The organism is Salana multivorans (genome assembly GCF_003751805.1).
GTDB classification, from domain to species: Bacteria; Actinomycetota; Actinomycetes; order Actinomycetales; family Beutenbergiaceae; genus Salana; species Salana multivorans.
Map to the genome: position 1 here is coordinate 584,842 of NZ_RKHQ01000001.1, position 17,761 is coordinate 602,602.

Consider the following 17,761-nt stretch of genomic DNA (forward strand, 5'->3'; position numbering starts at 1 on the left):
TAGGTGGTGGTGTTCGTGCGTGTACCCGTTGACGTGTGGGAAGACCTGGCGGCCGAGGTCATCGGCACCAGCCGGGGTGACGGTCTGGAGGTCATCGCCTGGCGCGGTTCGAGTCCCCCTCTCCGACTCGACGTCGTCTCGTGGGCCATCTCGTCGGCGGATCGGGCGATCCCCGACCAGCTGACCCTCACGGTCGACGACCGGGACGGCCTCCTCACACCGTGGGGCCTATCGGACACCCTGGCGCCGTTCGGCTCACGGGTCTCCGTCGCCTGGGTGAGCGGTAGCACCGGCCTTCGCGTGCCCTGGGGAGTCTTTCGGCTCCGCAAGGCGGACCCGCGGACGCAGTGGCTCGTCGCCAAGGACGGGATCCGGCGGATCCACGGCGGCGGACAGGTCCGCCTCACGGCCGACTCCGACCCTCAGTGCACGGCCGATCGGTGCCGTCTCGACGCGGACGTGCCGTCGAGCACGTCGCGTCTCGGGGAGGTGCGCCGTCTCATGAACCTCATCGGGATGAGCGTCGACGTCCAGGGCGTCGCGGACAAGCCGTGCCCGTCGGGGTTGGTGTACGACGACGGCCGCCTGGACGCGGTGCGTGACCACCTCGTCCAGCTCGACGCGGCCCAACGGATGGGACCGGACGGATCCCTCCAGATCGTGCCGACGGTCATGGACCCCGTCTGGACCATCGAGGGCGGCGACGAGGGGGCGCTCATCGGGATCGAGACCTCCCTGTCCGACAGGGACGTCTACAACGGCGTCACGTCGCGAGCCGAGATCAGCTCCGGTGGCACGCGCTCCCAGATCGTCGGGCGGGCGCGGATCTCCACCGGTCCCCTGGCCTGGGACGGCCCGTTCGGACCACAGCCCCTCTTCCACCAGTCGGCGGCGACCTCCCAGGCGGGCGCCGCCGCCGATGCGGAGGCACTTCTGACCAGCCGTCAGACCCAGGGTGAGGTCGAGATCGACGTCGAGTGTCTCTTCCATCCTGGCATCCAGATCCACGACTGGGTGGGCGTCGTCGCGCCGACCGTCGGGAGCGACGAGTCGCTCTCCGGTCGCGTCGTCGGCATCTCCGCGTCGTCCATCTCCGGGGGCGGTGCCACCCCGAGCAAGCACATGTCCCTGGTCGTGGCCGTCCCGAGCGACCGGCTGGAGACCATCGCGCACCGGGTAGCCCTCCATGGGTAGCCCGGCGCAGGTGCCGTGGGACCTGACCCTCGGAACCGTTCAGGCGCGCGAGGACTCGACCCTGGCAGTCAACGTCGCCGGCGTCCTGCTGGATCCGCTGTGGCTCGGGGCCTACATCCCGACCGCGGGGGACTCCGTCGTCGTCATCGTCCGCGCCGGTTCGGCCTACGTGCTCGGTCACGCGCACGTCGGGGCACGTCCGCTCACGGGCACGATCACGGGAGCCGCACTCGGGGGCCTCGTGCCGGTCACCACCGCCACGGGCGTGCTGCGATGCCGCTACGTCGGGACACCTCCGGCGACCGGCTCTCTCGTCCGGCTCGACTGGGCGGGTGCGACACCGTGGATCTGGCCGCTCGCCGCGGTCGCGTCCTCGGAGTCGGAGTCCGACGGGTCGGGACCGACGCCGCCACCGCCGCCACCGCCTCCGCCCCGAACGGGCGAGAACGAGTTCGCGGCGGTGGAGTCCTCGACCTACGGCACCGCGTCCGGCTGGCGGCGCTACGGCGACAGCGTGCGCCAGTGGCGCTACTCGTCTGAGGTGCCGTCGACGGGAGCCTGGTTCTACGGGTCCAGACCCACCGCGCTCCGCGGGAAGACGATCACGCAGGCCCGGGTGTACGTCCCGGCCCGCGTTCGTGTCGGTTCCTACAACACCCCGCTCGCGATCAACCTCTACCGACACACCAGCAGCACCCGCCCCTCCGGCGACGTCACCCGCGTCGCCGGGCCCCACTCCGTCACCATTGCGCCGATCGACCAGTGGAGCGGCGGGTGGCTCGAGATCCCGGCTGCCTGGGGGCAGTCCATCGTCGACGGCGGTGGCGGGATCAGCATCTCCGGCGCCCCCTACCTGGGGGTCGTCGGCATCACCAACGACCCCCGGTCCGGGGCCCTGTCACTTGCCTGGACCACCTAAGACCACCTAAGGAGAACAACCCCATGGCCCTCAACGACATCAACCTGCGGGTCCCGCTCGACTCCGACACCTTCGATCCATCCGGCGACATGCGCAAGCTGGCGTCGTCGATCGGGGGATCGAGCATCGTCCCCGTCGCGAACACCGTCGGTCGCGACGCGCTCGTGGCCGGCCTGGGGTGGACCCCGACGCCGACCCGGCCGCTGTACGTGCACCGCGCCAACGCGGCCACGGGATGGGAGATCGAGCTCACGACCAACGGCACGACCTGGCGAAGCCTCTACAACAACTGGAGCGGCGACGGGTTCGCGACCGCAGCATCCGGCTGGTCTCTCGAGCCGACGCTCAACTCCGTCATCTATCGGCGCGCGGGATGGATCTGGGGCTCACTTCGTGCACGACGCACCGCTGGCGTCATCAGCCCCGACGCCAACGGCGTCTTCGCGACGGTCGAGATCGCCACGATCAACTCCGCATGGGCACCGCAGTACCTCCATCCGGCACCGATCGTCTTCCGTCACACCTCGGGCGGTGTTCGGGGCGGCATGGGTCGTGTCTGGCCCACGGGCCGCGTCGAGATCGTCCAGGGGCCTCCCGGCTCCTCGATCCAGACCTACGGCACCGCGGGTGAGTACAGCGTCAACGTTCTTCTCAACTATCCGGAGCCGTAGACGGCCCTTCGTCGGCCCCCGCGTCATCCGGCGCGGGGGCCCCGCCATGTCCGAGGAGGCACCGTGACCCCACCGATCCGGTTCCGTCCCCCGGGGGGCGGAACGACGAGCACGCACGGGGACGAGCTGACGTGACCGTCACGACGCCCAACGGGTGGGCCGTCGTTCCCGACTACGGCGACCCCGCGCTGGGGACCCTCGGTGCGGTCGCCGGCCGAGGGAACGTCCGCGCCGGCGACGTCGCGGCCGTGCTGGCCGCGTTCTGCGAGGACTTCGCGCGCGAGGTCGAGCCGATCGTGACGGCCGACTCGTGGGGGTATGCGCCACGTCGCCAGCACGGCTCGACCCGCTGGTCCAACCACGCCTCGGGGACGGCGATCGACATCAACGCCTCCCGCCACCCCGAGTTCCGCTCGACCTACACCGCGGCCCAGAGGGCGGCGATCCGCGCACTCCTGGTCCGCTACCCCGTCCTGCGGTGGGGCGGGGACTGGCCACCGTCCGAGCTCGACGAGATGCACGTCGAGATCCGGGTCGCCCCGACGGCACTCACCGCATTCGCCGCGACCCTGGGAGGGACCACCATGGCAGCACCTCGCATGACCAGCCCCGCCCAGGGACACGTCTCGAGTCGCTACGGCTCGCGGTCGGGTGGCTTCCACGCCGGGCTCGACATCGCCGGGGGCGGTCTCCCCCGCGTCGTCCGCGCAGCATTCGCCGGCACCGTCGAGCGGATCGTCCGGGGACGTCGCCCCGGTCAGCCTGCGTCGACCGGCCCCGTGCTCGCACCGGGCCGGTCCGGGAACGGCATCGTCGTCCGCAACCCGGACGGGGAACGCCAGCTCTACGGTCACGTCACGGTCGACGCCGGGCTCAGGGTCGGCGACACGGTCGATGTCGGCGACCGCTCGGGCGTCACCGACCTGTCGGGGATCACGACCGGCTACCACCTGCACTTCGAGGTGTGGAACGCACACGGCAGGACACGCGACCCCGAGATCGACTTCCGCGCCTTCGGCGTCACTCCCGGCTCGGCGCCGTACGTCCCACCTGGCACGCCGACTCCGTCGGCTCCCACGACGTCGCTCCCGACGACGTCGGCAGACGAAGCCCAACACCTCGCGTGGCAGCAGCGCCAGAACCGATGGGGACGCGCGGGTCTGGTCGAGGACGGCATCGACGGGCCAAAGTCGCAGCGCTGGCGCGCGTGGGTCCGCCAGCTCCAGACCGCCCTCAACCGGTGGAAGGCCGTGAGACCACAGCTCCTCGTCGACGGGGACTACGCCTCCGCAACGGATCGCGCCGTCTACCAGGCGCAGAAGGCGAACCCGACACACTTCGGCCCGAGACCGGACCGCGTCGTCGGCCCATACACGATCGTCGCCCTCGGCATCCCCGCGAAGCCAGATGTGGGCTGACCCGTGCTGGTCTCGATCGTCGTGGCGTGCGTGTCGACGGCCGGCATGATCGTCGCCGCCGTCATCGCCGCCACGGCATCCCGCCGCTCCCAGGCCGCCGTGCTCGCGCTGGAGGTCCGCAAGACCGACCACGCCAGGATCACGGCCCTGGAGACCCGCGTCGACAGCCTCGAGGCCCGGCGACGCGACGATGCCGTGCTGATCCGCCAGCTCGGCGACTTCATCGACGCTCTCGAAGCCCACATCTGGGCCGGCAAGCCACCCCCGCCGCCGCCACGCCCCGACGGCATCTGATCCTCGGACCACCCGGTTCAGAGCATCGTCCATCCGACCAGAAACGTGGAGATCCCGTGCTCATCGACATCCTCCCGGCTGGCGTGCGCCAGCCTCTCTATATCGTCTACGCCGTCCTCGGCATCGTCCTCGGCTCGATCGACATCGCGACGGACGCGATCTGGGTTGCGAGCGCGCTGTCCATCTACGCCTATGTCGGCGCCGCCGTCGGCCTCGTCGCGGCCGCGAACACGATCCCGGTCGGTGCTCACGCCGCGCCCGGGCCGGGCCACGTCACCTCGCGCCCCGCGGAGGACGACCTTCGGGACGCGCTTCTCGACGTCCTCACCTCTTCCGCCCTGGCGCGGCTCGTGATCGACCCCGCGACCGGCGAGCCGTACATCGATCCGACCGAGCTCGCCGTGTCCGTCGCCCACGAGCTTCGACACGCCGGTCCGTCGTGGCTCCCCGGTACCGTCTCGCCGAGGGTCGACCCGTTCTGATGGCGTCGCGCCGACCGCGGTGGGACGACCCGGACGAGTGGACGTGCGACGCATGCGAGAGCGCCTACCGCAGCCGCGCGGCGGCCCGGGCCTGCTGCGACGACGACGGGGACGGCTGGCGCCCGCCGCGACGACGGACGCCAGCCGCCGCGGCCGACCTGCTCCTGGCCCCCGGGAGACGTCACGCGCGGTCGACCGTCCCGGACGGGTGGAGCCCCCTGTCGGATTCGAACCGACGACCTGCTGTTTACAAGACAGCTGCTCTGGCCAGCTGAGCTAAGGAGGCGGGCGCCGCCATCATAGGCGGGCGCCGACCCCGCCGGGAACGGCCCCGGCCCGGCGCGAGGCGCGTCGGACGGAGGCCGGTCCCGGCGGACGGGTCGGGCGGTCAGTCGCCGATCGAGACGCCCTGGTCCTTGAGCCAGGTCGCCAGCTCGCCCTGCGTGTAGTACGCGACCTGCTCGACCTTCTTGCCGTTGAACAGGACGGTCGGGGTGCCGCCGACACCGTCGCGCTTGGCCTGCTGCGTCGCCACGCCCACCCACTCGGTGTAGGTGCCGGCGGCGAACGTGTCGGCGACCTCCTGCGGCACGCCGGCGGTGACCGCGATCGACGCGATCTCCTCGTCGGTCAGGCCGGTGGAGTTCTCCTCGGGCTGGTTGGCGAACATGCCCTCGACGAACGCGACGAAGTGCTCGGGCGACTCGCTCGCCACGGTCGCGGCGGCGTTGGCCGCCCGCGTCGAGAACGCGGTGCCGGAGGAGAGGCCGTCGAGGTTCGACATCACGTGGTAGGTCACGTTGAGCCCACCGCTGGCCCGCAGGTCGTCGAGGTCGGTGGCGTTCGCGGCCTCGAAGTCGCCGCAGTAGGGGCACATGAAGTCGAGGTAGACCTGGAGGTTCTTGCCCCCACCGGTCTTCTCCCCGGCCGTGCCGGTCGCGCCGACGACGATGCCGCCGTGGTTGTCGGCGTTCGCCGGCTTCGCGCCGGCGAAGTCGTCGAGCAGCGTCTTCTTCGACTCCTGGAAGATGAAGACGCCGACGACGGCCACCAGGGCGACGATGCCGACGAGGACGCCGATGAGGATGTTGCGGCTGCGCCGCTCGCGGGCCGCCTGCTCCTGGCGGAGCTTCTCGGCCTTGGTGCGCGCCGCCTGGCGGCGCTCCTCGCGTGATGCGGTCATGGGATGTTCCTTCGCTGAGTTCGTGGTCCCGGTATCGACGACGCGGCGAGTGCCGCGCGGTCGAGGCGCGCCGGCCCGGGAGAGGTGCGCGCGGACGGAGCCGAGGCGGACGCGCCGACAGGACGAGCTGCGGCGACGCGACCTCGGTCAGGCGAGGGCGGGAGGCCCGCGACGCGGGACGGCGGCGTCGAGCACCCGCTCGAGCACCGGGACGACCCGGCTCGACGCGAGCGCGCGACGCAACCGGGACGAGATCGAGAACAGGCCGCGGGGCGCGCGCCGCCACGGGGTGACGGCGTCAACCAGGCGGGAGATCAGCCCGGCGAGACGCGCGAGCACCGAGCCGAGCCCGGCGAGCGCCGCGAGCGACGCGAGGCCGGCGCCGAGCGTCACCAGGCAGATCGTCCCGACGACGACGAGCGCGCCGTCGCCGAGCGCCTGGCCGCTGGTGCACGCCGAGTCGGGCCGCAGGAGCAGCAGCTCGGCGCCGAGCAGCGGCGACCCGACCGGCACGCAGGCGCGAACCTCGACCGCTCCGCTCACGGCGGCCACCCACAGCGGCAGCGTGAGGAGAGCGGCGAGCAGCGCCGTCGGCCTCCGGGTCATCGGCTCAGTGTAGGGGACCGACCGCCGCGCGGCCCGCCGACCGACCCGGCCTCAGAACCCCTGCGCGAGCCGGTAGTACGCCTGGTTCCAGCGCAGCTCGTTCTTGAGTCCGCGGATCGTGGTGTCGGCGTCGATCAGCACGAGCTCCATCCGGGCGATCTCGGCGAAGTCCGTGAACGCCTCGGCCCCGACGGCCGTCGACATGACCGTGTGGTGCGCGCCGCCGGCCGTCAGCCACGCCTCGGCCGACACCTTGAAGCTGGGCTCCGGGACCCAGACCGCGCGGGCGACCGGGAGGTTGGGCAGCTCGGCGTCGGGCGGCACGACCTCGACGACGTTCGCGACGAGGCGGAACCGCTCGCGCAGGTCGGACATGGCCACGACGATGGCCGCGCCCGGGTCCGTGTCGAACACGAGCCGGACCGGGTCCTCCTTGCCGCCGATGCCGAGCGCGTGCACCTCGAGCCGGGGCCGGGACGTCGTGAGCGACGGGCAGACCTCGAGCATGTGCGCACCGAGGATCTTCTGCCGCCCCTCGCTCAGCTCGTAGGTGTAGTCCTCCATGAGCGAGGCGCCGCCGGGCAGCCCGTGCCCCATCACCTTGGCCGCGCGGATGAGGATGGCCGTCTTCCAGTCACCCTCGGCGCCGAAGCCGTAGCCCTCGGCCATGAGCCGCTGCACCGCGAGGCCGGGGAGCTGCTTGAGCTCGCCGAGGTCCTCGAAGGAGGTGGTGAACGCGCTGAACCCGCCCTCGACCAGGAACGCCCGCAGCGCCGCCTCGATCGCGGCGCCGTCGCGCAGGGACTGGTGCCGCTCACCGCCGGGACGCAGCTCCTCGGCGACGTCGTACGCGTCGAGGTACTCGGCGACGAGCGCGTCGACCTCGGCGTCCGTCACCTCGGCGACGCGGGCCGCGAGCTCGTTGACGCCCCACGTGTTGACCTGGACGCCGAGCACCCGCTCGGCCTCCGTCTTGTCGCCCTCGGTGACGGCGACGAACCGCATGTTGTCGCCGAACCGGGCGAGCCGCAGGCCGCGCACGTGCGCCCAGGCCGTCGCCGCGCGGGCCCAGGTGCCGATGCTCTCCCGGACGTCGGCCGAGCTGACGTGCCCCACGACCGTCTTGCGAGGCGCCCCGAGCCGGGTCGCGATGTAGGCGAACTCGCGGTCACCGTGCGCCGCCTGGTTCGTGTTCATGAAGTCCATGTCGATCTCGGCCCACGGCAGCTCGACGTTCGCCTGCGTGTGCAGGTGCAGGAACGGCTTGCGCAGCGCGTCGAGGCCGGTGATCCACATCTTCGCCGGCGAGAACGTGTGCATCCAGGCGATGACGCCGACGACCGCGTCGTTCGCGTTCGCCTCGTTCGCGATGGCGCGGATCGCCTCCGTGTCGGTGAGCAGCTCCTTGAACACGACCCGGACCGGGATCTCCCCCGCCGCATCGAGCTGCGCGACGATCTCGCGCGAGTTGGCCGCGACCTCCTCGAGCGTCTCCGGGCCGTAGAGGTGCTGGCTGCCGGTGACGAACCAGATCTCGCGACCGGAGAACGGGTCGGCCGACGTGGGGTTGGTGGGCGGGACGGTCATGTCGGACTCCTCGGAGGGTCGGGCTCGGGCTGGTGGGTCGGACGCGGCGCGGGCGCTACTGCCCGTAGACGTTCTGGTAGCGGTCGTACAGCGAGTCGATGTCGGCCGCGTCGATCGGGTGCGGCTGGCCGAGCTGCTGGGCGACATGGATCGTCCGCGCGACCTCCTCGACCATGACGGCGGCCTTGACGGCGGACCTCGCGTCCTTCCCGATCGTGAACGGCCCGTGGTTCGCCATGAGGACGGCCGGGCTGCGCGAGGTCCGCAGCGTCTCGACGATGCCGCGGCCGATCGAGTCGTCGCCGATGAGGGCGAACGGGCCGATCGGCACGGGACCGCCGAACTCGTCGGCCATCATCGTGAGCACGCAGGGGATCGGCTCGCGCCGCGCGGCCCACGCCGTCGCGTACGTCGAGTGCGTGTGCACGACGCCGCCGACCTCGGGCATGTGCCGGTAGACGTAGGCGTGCGCCGCCGTGTCGCTGCTCGGGGAGCGCGTGCCGTCGACCAGCGCGCCGTCGAGGTCGCACACGACCATCGCGTCGGGTGTCAGCTCGTCGTAGGTGACGCCCGACGGCTTGATGACGAGCAGGTCGTCGCTGCCGTCGGCGGCCTCGCCGCGCACGCGCTGGGAGACGTTGCCCGCCGTCCACACGACCAGGCCCCAGCGCGGCAGCTCGGCGTGCAGGTCGGAGACGATCCGGCGGGTCTCCTCGACCCTCTCGCGCATCGACTCGGGGATGGTGCCCATGGGAGCTCCTTCGTCCTTCGCCCGGGTGGGGGCTACAGTGCGTCGCCGGCGGCGCGCTCGACGGCGAGGCCGGCCTCGTAGGTCGCGAGGTAGCGCGCGTAGCCCGCCACGTCGTCGGGATCGGGGTCGACCACGACGACGTCGGCGCCCGCGAACACGCGCTCGTCCAGGTAGTCGGCGAGCGACAGACCGGGCGCGTCGGCCCGGGCCAGGAGGTAGTCGGCGAGGATCGCGATGCCCCACGCCCCGCCCTCGCTCGCGGTCTCGCCGACCGCGACGGGGGTCCCGACGGCCGCCGCGAGGAAGCGCTGCGCGACACCCGCCGTGCGGAAGACGCCGCCGTGCGCGAGGAGCCGGTCGACCCCGGCGCCCTCGGCCTCGAGGATGCGCATGCCGAGGCTGAGCGTGCCGAAGACGCCGTACACCTGCGCGCGCATGAGGTTGGCCAGCGTGAGCCGCGAGTCGGGCGTGCGGACGACGAGGGGCCGCCCCTCCGCGAGGCCCGTCACCGGCTCGCCGGACAGGTAGTTGTAGGCGAGGAGGCCCCCGCCGTCGGCCTCGCCGTCGAGGGCGGCGCGCAGGAGGACGCCGAAGACGTCGTCGTCCGCCGTCTCGTGACCGAGCGCCGCGGCGAACTGGCCGAAGACGCCGGCCCACTCCCCCAGCTCGCTCGCGCCGTTGTTGCAGTGGACCATCGCGACGAGGTCGCCGGCGGGCGTCGTGACGAGGTCGATCTCGTGGTGCACCGCCGCCAGCGGCCGCTCGAGCACGATCATCGCGAAGATGCTCGTGCCGACGCTCACGTTCCCCGTGCGCCTCGTCACGGCGTTGGTGGCGACCATGCCCGTGCCGGCGTCGCCCTCGGGCGGGCACAGCCGGACGCCGGGAGCGATGGCGCCGGTCGGGTCGAGGAGGGCCGCGCCCTCCGCGGTGAGCGAGCCGGCGGCCTCGCCCGCCCGCAGGACCGTCGGCAGCAGCGAGCTCGGCGCCGGAGCGCCGGGGGCCGCCTCGGCCAGGTGACGATCGAGCAGAGCGAGGCGCCCCGCGTCGTACGTCCCGGTGTCCGGGTCGATCGGGAACATGCCCGAGGCGTCCCCGACGCCGAGAACCTTCTCCCCCGTGAGCCGCCAGTGCACGTAGCCCGACAGCGTCGTGAGGAAGGCGACGTCGCTCACGTGCGGCTCGGCGTCGCGGACGGCCTGCGCGTAGTGGGCGATCGACCAGCGCAGCGGGACGTTGTGGTCCAGCAGGTCGGTCAGCTCCCGCGCCGCGGCCTCGGTGTTCGTGTTGCGCCAGGTGCGGAACGGGACGAGGAGCTCGCCCGCGGCGTCGAACGCGAGGTAGCCGTGCATCATCGCGGAGACGCCGATGGCACCGAGACCCGACGGCCGGATGCCGTGGCGGAGCTCCGCGTCGGCGAGGAGATCGGCGACGGCGGCCCGCAGGCCGGTCCAGACGTCGTCGATCGGATAGGTCCACAGCCGGTCGACGAACTGGTTCTCCCAGGCGTGCGAGCCGGTGGCGATGACGGCGTGCGGCTCGGCTGAGGTGCCGGGCGTGAGCAGGCAGGCCTTGATGCGCGTGGAGCCCAGCTCGATCCCGAGGACCGCGGTGCCGGAGGCGAGCGCGTGCGCTGCCGGGGTGTCGCTCATCGGGTCTCCCTCCACGGCCGGCGTCGACGCCGGGCGGTCAGTGGTTGTGAGCGTTCACACTAGCACCGCGACCCGGCGGTGTCAGCGGACCGGCGGCACCCGCGGGATCGGGACGGGAGGCCGGCTGCGCCGGGCCAGCGCGGGGCGCCGTCGCCCCCGCGCAGGCCCCGTCGCCGCCCGCCCGGCGCCGCGCGGGCTCCTACTGCGCCAGCCGCCGCACGAGCGGGAGCCGCCGCGGCGCCGTCAGCCACGCACCCGCGACCGCGAGCGCCGGCAGCACCACCGCGATCACCACGAGCCACAGCCACGGCACGGTCACCGACGGCACCTGGCCGCCCTCGCGCGCGAGCTCGGCCAGCGCCTCGTTGGTCCGCAGCGTCCAGTCCCCCAGGACCCAGCCGAGCGCGAGCCCCAGGACGATGCCGACGCCCACCCCGACGACCGCGACCACCGCGGCCTGCGCCCCCGCGACGCGGCGCGTCACGCCGGGTCCGGCACCGACGGCGGACAGCGTCGCGAGATCGGGCCGCGTCTCGGCCCCGGCCAGCGCGACGCTCAGCCACGTCGCCGCGAGCGCGATGACGGTCGCCACGCCGACGATTGCCGCGATGAGCACGTCCATCGAGGACTGGAACGGACGCATGACGTCGACGTCGATCCCGCCGTGCTGCCCCGTGATCCGATCGGCCCACTCGGCCTCGTACGGCACCGCGGGCCGGGCGACCGCCCCGATGAGCACGGTCTCCGCGCCCTCGACGCCCTCGACGAGCGCCGGCGGGACGATCGCCCGCGAGACGCTCAGCCCGCTCACGACGGCCGGCGCGACGATCGTCTCGACCCGTCCGGGCACCTCGGGATCGGTCTCGTCGACGAACGAGATCTGCAGGTGCGCCGTCCCGTCGTCCCACACGTCGTCCTCGTTCTCGACGACGATCGAACCGGCCGCGAGCGCGCGCGCCGCGTCGGCCGCCCCGTCGGCCAGGAGCAGCGAGACGACCGACCCGTCGTCGACGAGGAACCCGTCGCCGTAGGGCGACCAGAACGACTGCGAGTACGACCGCCCGACGCAGCGCGGGTCGTCCCGCTGCAGCTCCTCCCACTCGGCCTGGGTCGTGTCCTCGGTGGCGGGGCAGTCCCGGTCCGGGTTGATGAGCAGCTCGACGGAGGCGGTCGGCATGCTCTCCAGCGTCTCGCGCGTGCGGATGTCGTAGGTGTAGGCCCACCCCTCGAGCGCCACGTTCTCCTCGATCGAGGCGATGGCCTCCGGCACGGCGTCGGCGACCTCGTCCGACCGGAGCAGGTAGTCGCCCTGCAGCGAGATCAGCCCGACGCCGACGCCCGGCCGCCAGACCGCGCGCTGCTCGGCCTCGGCCGTGGCGACGTAGACCGAGCCGGCGACGACGGCCGCCACGGCGGCCATGACGGAGGCGACGGCCGGCACCGTGCGCGAGCGCTGGCGCAGCCCGTCCCGCACCGCGAACCGGCCGGCGACCCCGAGCCGCGGGGCGAGCCGCCCGACGAGCGAGAGGATCCCGCCCGTGCTCAGGACCATACCGAGCTCGAGCACGACGATCCCGACGACGACGAGCAGCATGGACGAGGTGACCCCGCCCGTCACCGCCACGCCGAGGCCCACGACGGCGAAGGCGACACCGATCCACGGGACGCGCCCGCGCGGCGTCGCCTCGGCTCGGCGCCCGGCGAGCGCGGCCACGACGTCGAGCCGCGAGACGCTCCGCGCCGGGACGAGCGAGGCCAGCAGGGCGAGCCCAGCGGCGAAGGCCACCGGGGGCAGCACCGCCCACCACGGGACCGCGAACCGCGGGAGCGGGTCCCACCCCTGCGCGAGCACGAGCCACACCGCGGTCAGCGCCGCGAGGCCGACGACGACGCCGACCACGCCGGCCGCCAGCCCGATCGCGAGCCCGGTCGCCAGGACGATGCGGCGGTTGTCCCGACGCGACCCGCCGGAGGCGGCGACGAGCGCGAGCTGACGCGTCTGCCGCCGGGTGCCGACCGCGAACGCCGGGCCGACGAGCAGGACGGCCTCGATCACGGCGATCGCGGCGACGGCTGCTCCGATCCCGACGCCCTGCGCGTCCAGCGCCGAGCTGGTCCACGACTCCTCGTCGGGCGGCGGGTTGTCGATGACGTACCGGGAGATCGCGAAGACGCCGATCGCGTTGAGCCCCTCGACGTCCGCCCACGTCACGGGCGTGTCGCCGAGCACGTACCAGGCGGACTCCGGGAGGTCGAGCGCGTCACCGACCGTGAGGACGCCCGCCACGGGCCGGTTGCGCGAGTCGATGATGCCCGTGAGCGTCGCGTCGACCGTCCCGATCCGCACCTGCTCGCCGATCTCGACGCCGAGCCACTCGGCGTCGCGCCAGGAGAGCGCGACCTCGCGGTCGTTCTCGGGCAGCCGGCCGGTCCGCGCGGCGAAGATCTCCCCGACCCGGTCGGCCGGCAGCGACACGACCCCGAACGGACGGCGGACGCCCTCGTCGCGCTCCAGGACGAGCGTCCCGCTGTGCTGCGGCACGATGTCGGCGGGCGCGACCGCGGGGAGCAGCGCGCGGACCTCGGCGTCCGTCGCGGCGGTTCCCGTGCCCGTCGCCCGGTCGCCGCCCCACCCCGCTCCGTCCGGCGACTGCTCGATCGTGCAGCCCTCGCACGCCGGCGGCACCTGCAGGTAGGCCTGGGTGTCCGCGCCGTAGCTCGCCTCGAACGTCGTGATCGCCGTGCCGCTCGCCGACGCCATGACGGAGAGCAGGAAGACCGCGGCCGCCACCGGCAGCGCGATCATCGTCGTCGCGATGACGGTGGAGAGCCGGTTGCGTCGGGCGCTGTGCGTCGCGATCCGCAGCGCGACGCGCCAGCGGACGGCCCATCCGGCCGGGCCGCGGCGACCCCGCGCCGGCGCCGCCGGCTCGGGCTCGGGCGGCGGGGCCGGCGCCGCGGGGCGCTCGATCGTCGTCGTCATCGCGCCGCCCTCAGTCCCCGGCGTCGCCGGCGTGCCGCCCGCGCCCCGTCCCGGCGCCGACCAGCAGCTCCGACGCGTCGTCGTCCGAGGTCGCGTCGACGATCACGCCGTCGCGCAGGTAGACCGTCCGGTCCGCCCAGGCCGCGAACCGCGGGTCGTGCGTCACCAGCAGGCCGGCCGCACCCGCGTCGACGCGCTGGCGCAGGACCCGCATGACCGCCTCGCCCGTGTGGGAGTCGAGCGCGCCGGTCGGCTCGTCGGCGAGGACGAGCCGGCGCGGGCCGACCAGGGCTCGCGCGATCGCCACCCGCTGCTGCTGCCCGCCGGACATCTCCTCGGGGAACCGGTCCGCGAGCTCGACGACGCCGACCTCGGCGAGCGCGGCCCGCGCCTCCTTGCGCGCCTGGCGCGAGGGGACGCCGTCGAGCTCCCGCGGGAGCGAGACGTTCTCCGCGGCGGTGAGCGCCGGGATGAGGTTGAGGTCCTGGAACACGTAGCCGACCTTGCGTCGGCGCAGCGCGGCGCGGCCGGCGACGTCGAGGTCCGTCAGCACGTCCCGGCCCAGCCGGATCGCGCCGGACTGCGGCGTGTCGAGCCCGCCGGCGACGTTGAGCAGCGTCGACTTCCCCGACCCGGACGGCCCCATGACCGCCACGAGCTCGCCGAGCCGGACCCGCAGGTCCACCTCGCGCAGGGCGACGACGCGCCGCTCCCCGTCGCCGTGCACCCGGGTCACGCCGACGAGCTCGAGGAGCACGGGCGAGGGCTCGGACGCCTCGGTCGCGGGGCTCATCGCCGCGTCCTGCTCGTCGCGGGGCGCGGAACGGGCGGGGTGTCCGACGCCCCCGGCGAGTCGTCCGACGCCGACGCGCCGTGCGCCAGCTCGGCGCGGGCGACCGCGGCCTCCACGTGGTCGAGCCAGCGGACCTCGGCCTCGGCGGCGAAGACGAGGCTGTCGAGCACGAGCGACCAGGCGAGGTCGCCGGACGAGGGGCGCTCGGGCAGCCGCGCCTTGAGCCGCGTGTAGTCGCGCAGGGCCCGCATCGACTCGACGCGCTGCGCGTGCACGACGGCCGCGACGTCGACGTCCGGCGACGTCACCGCGAGCGCCAGCTTGATCGCGAGCTCGTCGCGGGTCGGCGTCGCGCGGTCGACCGGACGGCGCCACCAGCTCTCGGCCTCGTCGTACCCGGCCCGGGTGAGGCGGTACGGGTCGACGTCGCCGGCCTCGTACTCCTCGGGGACGGGCTCGACGAGACCGTCCCGGACCAGGCGCTGGACGGTCGTGTAGACCTGCCCGATGTTGAGCGGCCAGGTGCCGCCCGTGCGCGCGTCGAACTCCTTGCGCAGCTCGTAGACGCCCATGGGGCGCTCGGCGAGGAGCGCGACCAGCCCGTTGCGTACCGACATGGAATCCTCCGATGGTTTCCGGGTAACCGCTGACTGCACGTTACTCGGAAACCACCGCCGAGCGCTACAGCTCCACGCCGAGCAGCACCGGTTCCGGTTCCAGGACGATGCCGAAGGCCGCGGCGACGCCGTCGCGCACGGTCCGGGCGAGGGCGAGGAGGTCGGCCGCCGTCGCCGTGCCGCGGTTGGTCAGCGCCAGCGAGTGCTTCGTCGACAGCGACGCCGGACCGGGCAGGCCGAACCCCCGCTCGAACCCCGCCGTGCTGATGAGCCAGGCCGCCGACGTCTTGACCCGCCCGTCCCCGAGCGGGAAGCGCGGCGCCCCCTCGGGCAGGCCGGCGGCGACCGCGTCGGAGACGATCGGGTTGGTGAAGAACGAGCCGGCGGACCAGGTGTCGTGGTCGGCCGCGTCGAGCACCATGCCCTTGCCGCGACGCAGCCCGAGGACCGCGGCGCGCACGTCGCGCGACGGCACGCGGGCACCGACCTCGACGCCGAGCGTCCGCGCCAGCTCCGCGTACCGCACCGGGGCCGAGCGCGACGCGAGCGGGAGCTGGAGGCCGACCTCGAGCACGACGTAGCGCGGCGTCGGCGCCCAGCGGCGGGCCGGCTCGCCGTCGTCCCCGACCGGGTCGCCGTCCCGCATCGATCGCTTGAGGATCGACGTGCGGTAGCCGAGGCCCAGCTCGGAGCGAGCGAGCGTCCTGATCCGGCCGGTGCCGCGGTCCCACGTCCGCACGAATGCGAGCACGTCCCCGACCTCCTGGCCGTAGGCGCCGACGTTCTGCACCGGCGTCGCGCCGACCGACCCCGGGATCCCCGACAGGGCCTCGATCCCCGACCAGTCGTTCTCGATCGCCTCGACCACGACGTCGTCCCACCCGTGCCCGGCGGGGATGACAACGTCGGCACCGCCGCACGCCGAGGACTCCCGAAGCGCGAGACCGCGGCGCAGGTCGCGGACGACGACGCCGTCGAACGGCTCGTCCGATGCCAGCAGGTTGGACCCGCCGCCCAGGACGAGGAGCTGGCGCCCCTCGGCGTCGGCCCGGCGGACGACGTCGAGGATCTCCGCCTCCGTCGTCGCCTCGACGTACTCGGCGACCGGGCCGCCGACGCGCAGGGTGGTGAGGTCGGCGAGCGTCGTCATGGGATCGAGCGTAGTTCCAGGGCCGGCCGCCGGACCCTCGGCGAGGGGGTCAGCGGACGAGCGGGACGTCCACCGGATCCTCCGTCGCACCGACCGAGCCGGGCGGCGGGGCGGCGGACCGCGTGACGAACAGGCTGACGCCGAGCGGCACGAGGATGCACAGGAGCGCGCCGCGGTAGCCGACGTGGTCGGCGATGAAGCCGAGGATCGGCGGCCCGGCGAGGAACGCCGTGTACCCGATCGTCGCGACGACGGACACGCGCGCCGCGGCCCGCTCGGGCTCGTCGGACGCCGCGGACATCCCGACCGGGAAGCCGAGCGCCGCCCCGCAGCCCCAGAGCACCACGCCGACGATCGCGACCCACTGGACGGGCGCGAACCCGAACAGGGCCAGCCCCACGAGCGCGAGCACGATGCACACCCGGAGCACGACGACGCGGCCCAGCCGGTCCAGGAGCGGCGTCCCGAGGAACCGCATGCTCGTCATGGCGACGAGGAAGACGGTCAGCATGGCCGCGCCGCCGGAGTTCGTGAGGTCGAACGCCTCGATGCTGGCGAGGCTGAGCCAGTCGTTGGCGGAGCCCTCGGTCAGCGCGGCGGACAGCACGAGCAGGCCGATGAGCAGCGTGCGCGGCTCGAGCCACGCGCCGAACGGGTTGCTCCGCACGGCCGGCGACGTCGCGGCCGTGGCGCCCGGCGCGGTCGTCGCGGCGGGCACGTCCGCTCCGCTCCCGACGGCCCCGTCCACACCCGTCCGCTCCGGCAGGAACCAGCGCACCGCCACCACGACGGCGAGGACCGCGACCACGCAGGCCACCGGCACGTGCACCTCGAACGGGATCTCCGCGCGCGCCGCGAGCGTCCCGACCCCGGCGCCGATGACCGTCCCGCCGGAGAACCCCGCGTGGTAGACCGGCATGATCGAGCGCCCGAGGCCCTGCTCGACCATGGCGCCCTCGAGGTTCATCGAGACGTCCCAGGTCGCGATCCCGACCGACCCGAACGCCATCGCGACCGCCATGAGCGGGATGCTGCCGATCAGGTAGGCGCCGACGACGCCGAGGTAGCCGAGGCACGCGACGCACGCGCCGAGCATCGCGGTCCGCCTCGTGCCGATCCGCTCGGCCAGGGGGCCGGCGAGCGGCAGCGACCCCACCGAGCCGAGCGAGCCGACGAGCAGGACGAGACCGATCGTCGACGGACGCAGCTCCAGCCCGTCGCGGACGGCGGGGATGCGCGAGACCCACGACGCGAAGATGAACCCGTTGAGGACGAAGACGCCGAACACGGCCCACGAGGCGGCGCGGACCCGGCGCGGCGCACGCGGCCTCGGTGCGCGCGACCCGAGCGCGCCGACCCCTCGCGACGGGGTGGCGCCGGACGTCGCGACGGGCTCCGTCGAATCGTTTCGACCCATACCACTAGTGTGGGGCACGACGAGGGCGGCTCGCGACCGCCGGA

Annotated in this window: 16 protein-coding genes and 1 tRNA gene; 6 read left to right on the plus strand and 11 right to left on the minus strand. The window is 73.7% G+C overall.

Features of this window, described 5'->3' with window-relative positions:
• The first annotated feature begins 15 nt into the window (after positions 1-15).
• The 6 genes from EDD28_RS02750 to EDD28_RS02775 all read left to right on the plus strand — a co-directional run bounded on the left by EDD28_RS02750 (position 16) and on the right by EDD28_RS02775 (position 4,978).
• Positions 16-1,194 (plus strand): hypothetical protein, encoded by a 1,179-nt coding sequence (locus tag EDD28_RS02750; RefSeq protein WP_148059528.1) that lies wholly within the window; start codon positions 16-18, stop codon positions 1,192-1,194.
• Positions 1,187-2,113 (plus strand): hypothetical protein, encoded by a 927-nt coding sequence (locus EDD28_RS02755; RefSeq protein WP_123738224.1) that lies wholly within the window; start codon positions 1,187-1,189, stop codon positions 2,111-2,113. The genes EDD28_RS02750 and EDD28_RS02755 overlap by 8 nt, the downstream gene beginning before the upstream one ends.
• A gap of 23 nt (positions 2,114-2,136) precedes the next feature.
• Positions 2,137-2,784, plus strand: coding sequence for a hypothetical protein (locus tag EDD28_RS02760; RefSeq protein ID WP_123738225.1), 648 nt, complete (start codon positions 2,137-2,139; stop codon positions 2,782-2,784).
• A gap of 131 nt (positions 2,785-2,915) precedes the next feature.
• Positions 2,916-4,202, plus strand: a complete 1,287-nt coding sequence (locus EDD28_RS02765) for a M15 family metallopeptidase (RefSeq protein WP_123738226.1) — start codon at positions 2,916-2,918, stop codon at positions 4,200-4,202.
• 3 nt (positions 4,203-4,205) lie between these two features.
• Positions 4,206-4,496, plus strand: a complete 291-nt coding sequence (locus tag EDD28_RS02770; RefSeq protein ID WP_123738227.1) for a hypothetical protein — start codon at positions 4,206-4,208, stop codon at positions 4,494-4,496.
• A gap of 56 nt (positions 4,497-4,552) precedes the next feature.
• Positions 4,553-4,978, plus strand: a complete 426-nt coding sequence (locus EDD28_RS02775; RefSeq protein WP_123738228.1) for a hypothetical protein — start codon at positions 4,553-4,555, stop codon at positions 4,976-4,978.
• Between the two features lie 209 nt (positions 4,979-5,187).
• Here EDD28_RS02775 and EDD28_RS02780 read toward each other — a convergent pair.
• From EDD28_RS02780 to EDD28_RS02830, 11 genes are all read right to left on the minus strand, one after another.
• A tRNA-Thr gene (locus tag EDD28_RS02780) sits at positions 5,188-5,264 on the minus strand.
• A gap of 102 nt (positions 5,265-5,366) precedes the next feature.
• A complete protein-coding gene (locus EDD28_RS02785; RefSeq protein ID WP_123738229.1) occupies positions 5,367-6,161 on the minus strand; it encodes a DsbA family protein in 795 nt (264 codons plus the stop codon).
• A gap of 147 nt (positions 6,162-6,308) precedes the next feature.
• Positions 6,309-6,767: a hypothetical protein gene (locus tag EDD28_RS02790; RefSeq protein WP_123738230.1), complete on the minus strand. Its 459-nt coding sequence runs from the start codon at positions 6,765-6,767 to the stop codon at positions 6,309-6,311.
• A 51-nt stretch (positions 6,768-6,818) separates the two neighbouring features.
• Positions 6,819-8,354, minus strand: a complete 1,536-nt coding sequence (gene araA, locus EDD28_RS02795) for an L-arabinose isomerase (protein ID WP_123738231.1) — start codon at positions 8,352-8,354, stop codon at positions 6,819-6,821.
• Positions 8,355-8,409: 55 nt separating this feature from the next.
• A complete protein-coding gene (locus tag EDD28_RS02800) occupies positions 8,410-9,105 on the minus strand; it encodes an L-ribulose-5-phosphate 4-epimerase (RefSeq protein ID WP_123738232.1) in 696 nt (231 codons plus the stop codon).
• 32 nt (positions 9,106-9,137) lie between these two features.
• Positions 9,138-10,757, minus strand: coding sequence for a xylulokinase (locus tag EDD28_RS02805; RefSeq protein WP_123738233.1), 1,620 nt, complete (start codon positions 10,755-10,757; stop codon positions 9,138-9,140).
• A gap of 199 nt (positions 10,758-10,956) precedes the next feature.
• A complete protein-coding gene (locus EDD28_RS02810; RefSeq protein ID WP_123738234.1) occupies positions 10,957-13,740 on the minus strand; it encodes an FtsX-like permease family protein in 2,784 nt (927 codons plus the stop codon).
• Positions 13,741-13,750: 10 nt separating this feature from the next.
• On the minus strand, positions 13,751-14,533 hold the full coding sequence (locus EDD28_RS02815; protein WP_123738235.1) for an ABC transporter ATP-binding protein: 783 nt from the start codon (positions 14,531-14,533) through the stop codon (positions 13,751-13,753).
• Positions 14,530-15,150: a PadR family transcriptional regulator gene (locus EDD28_RS02820; RefSeq protein WP_123738236.1), complete on the minus strand. Its 621-nt coding sequence runs from the start codon at positions 15,148-15,150 to the stop codon at positions 14,530-14,532. The genes EDD28_RS02815 and EDD28_RS02820 overlap by 4 nt, the downstream gene beginning before the upstream one ends.
• Before the next feature lie 64 nt (positions 15,151-15,214).
• On the minus strand, positions 15,215-16,300 hold the full coding sequence (locus EDD28_RS02825) for a UDP-N-acetylmuramate dehydrogenase (protein WP_123738237.1): 1,086 nt from the start codon (positions 16,298-16,300) through the stop codon (positions 15,215-15,217).
• Positions 16,301-16,349: 49 nt separating this feature from the next.
• Positions 16,350-17,717 (minus strand): MFS transporter, encoded by a 1,368-nt coding sequence (locus tag EDD28_RS02830; protein WP_123738238.1) that lies wholly within the window; start codon positions 17,715-17,717, stop codon positions 16,350-16,352.
• Positions 17,718-17,761 lie beyond the last annotated feature (44 nt).

Coding starts and splice junctions, on each gene's coding strand:
- EDD28_RS02800 (WP_123738232.1), bottom strand. CDS start 9,105: ATGGGCACCATCCCCGAGTCGATGCGCGAGAGGGTCGAGGAGACCCGC.
- EDD28_RS02810 (WP_123738234.1), bottom strand. CDS start 13,740: ATGACGACGACGATCGAGCGCCCCGCGGCGCCGGCCCCGCCGCCCGAG.
- EDD28_RS02785 (WP_123738229.1), bottom strand. CDS start 6,161: ATGACCGCATCACGCGAGGAGCGCCGCCAGGCGGCGCGCACCAAGGCC.
- EDD28_RS02815 (WP_123738235.1), bottom strand. CDS start 14,533: ATGAGCCCCGCGACCGAGGCGTCCGAGCCCTCGCCCGTGCTCCTCGAG.
- EDD28_RS02790 (WP_123738230.1), bottom strand. CDS start 6,767: ATGACCCGGAGGCCGACGGCGCTGCTCGCCGCTCTCCTCACGCTGCCG.
- EDD28_RS02755 (WP_123738224.1), top strand. CDS start 1,187: ATGGGTAGCCCGGCGCAGGTGCCGTGGGACCTGACCCTCGGAACCGTT.
- EDD28_RS02820 (WP_123738236.1), bottom strand. CDS start 15,150: ATGTCGGTACGCAACGGGCTGGTCGCGCTCCTCGCCGAGCGCCCCATG.
- EDD28_RS02830 (WP_123738238.1), bottom strand. CDS start 17,717: ATGGGTCGAAACGATTCGACGGAGCCCGTCGCGACGTCCGGCGCCACC.
- EDD28_RS02760 (WP_123738225.1), top strand. CDS start 2,137: ATGGCCCTCAACGACATCAACCTGCGGGTCCCGCTCGACTCCGACACC.
- araA (WP_123738231.1), bottom strand. CDS start 8,354: ATGACCGTCCCGCCCACCAACCCCACGTCGGCCGACCCGTTCTCCGGT.
- EDD28_RS02825 (WP_123738237.1), bottom strand. CDS start 16,300: ATGACGACGCTCGCCGACCTCACCACCCTGCGCGTCGGCGGCCCGGTC.
- EDD28_RS02805 (WP_123738233.1), bottom strand. CDS start 10,757: ATGAGCGACACCCCGGCAGCGCACGCGCTCGCCTCCGGCACCGCGGTC.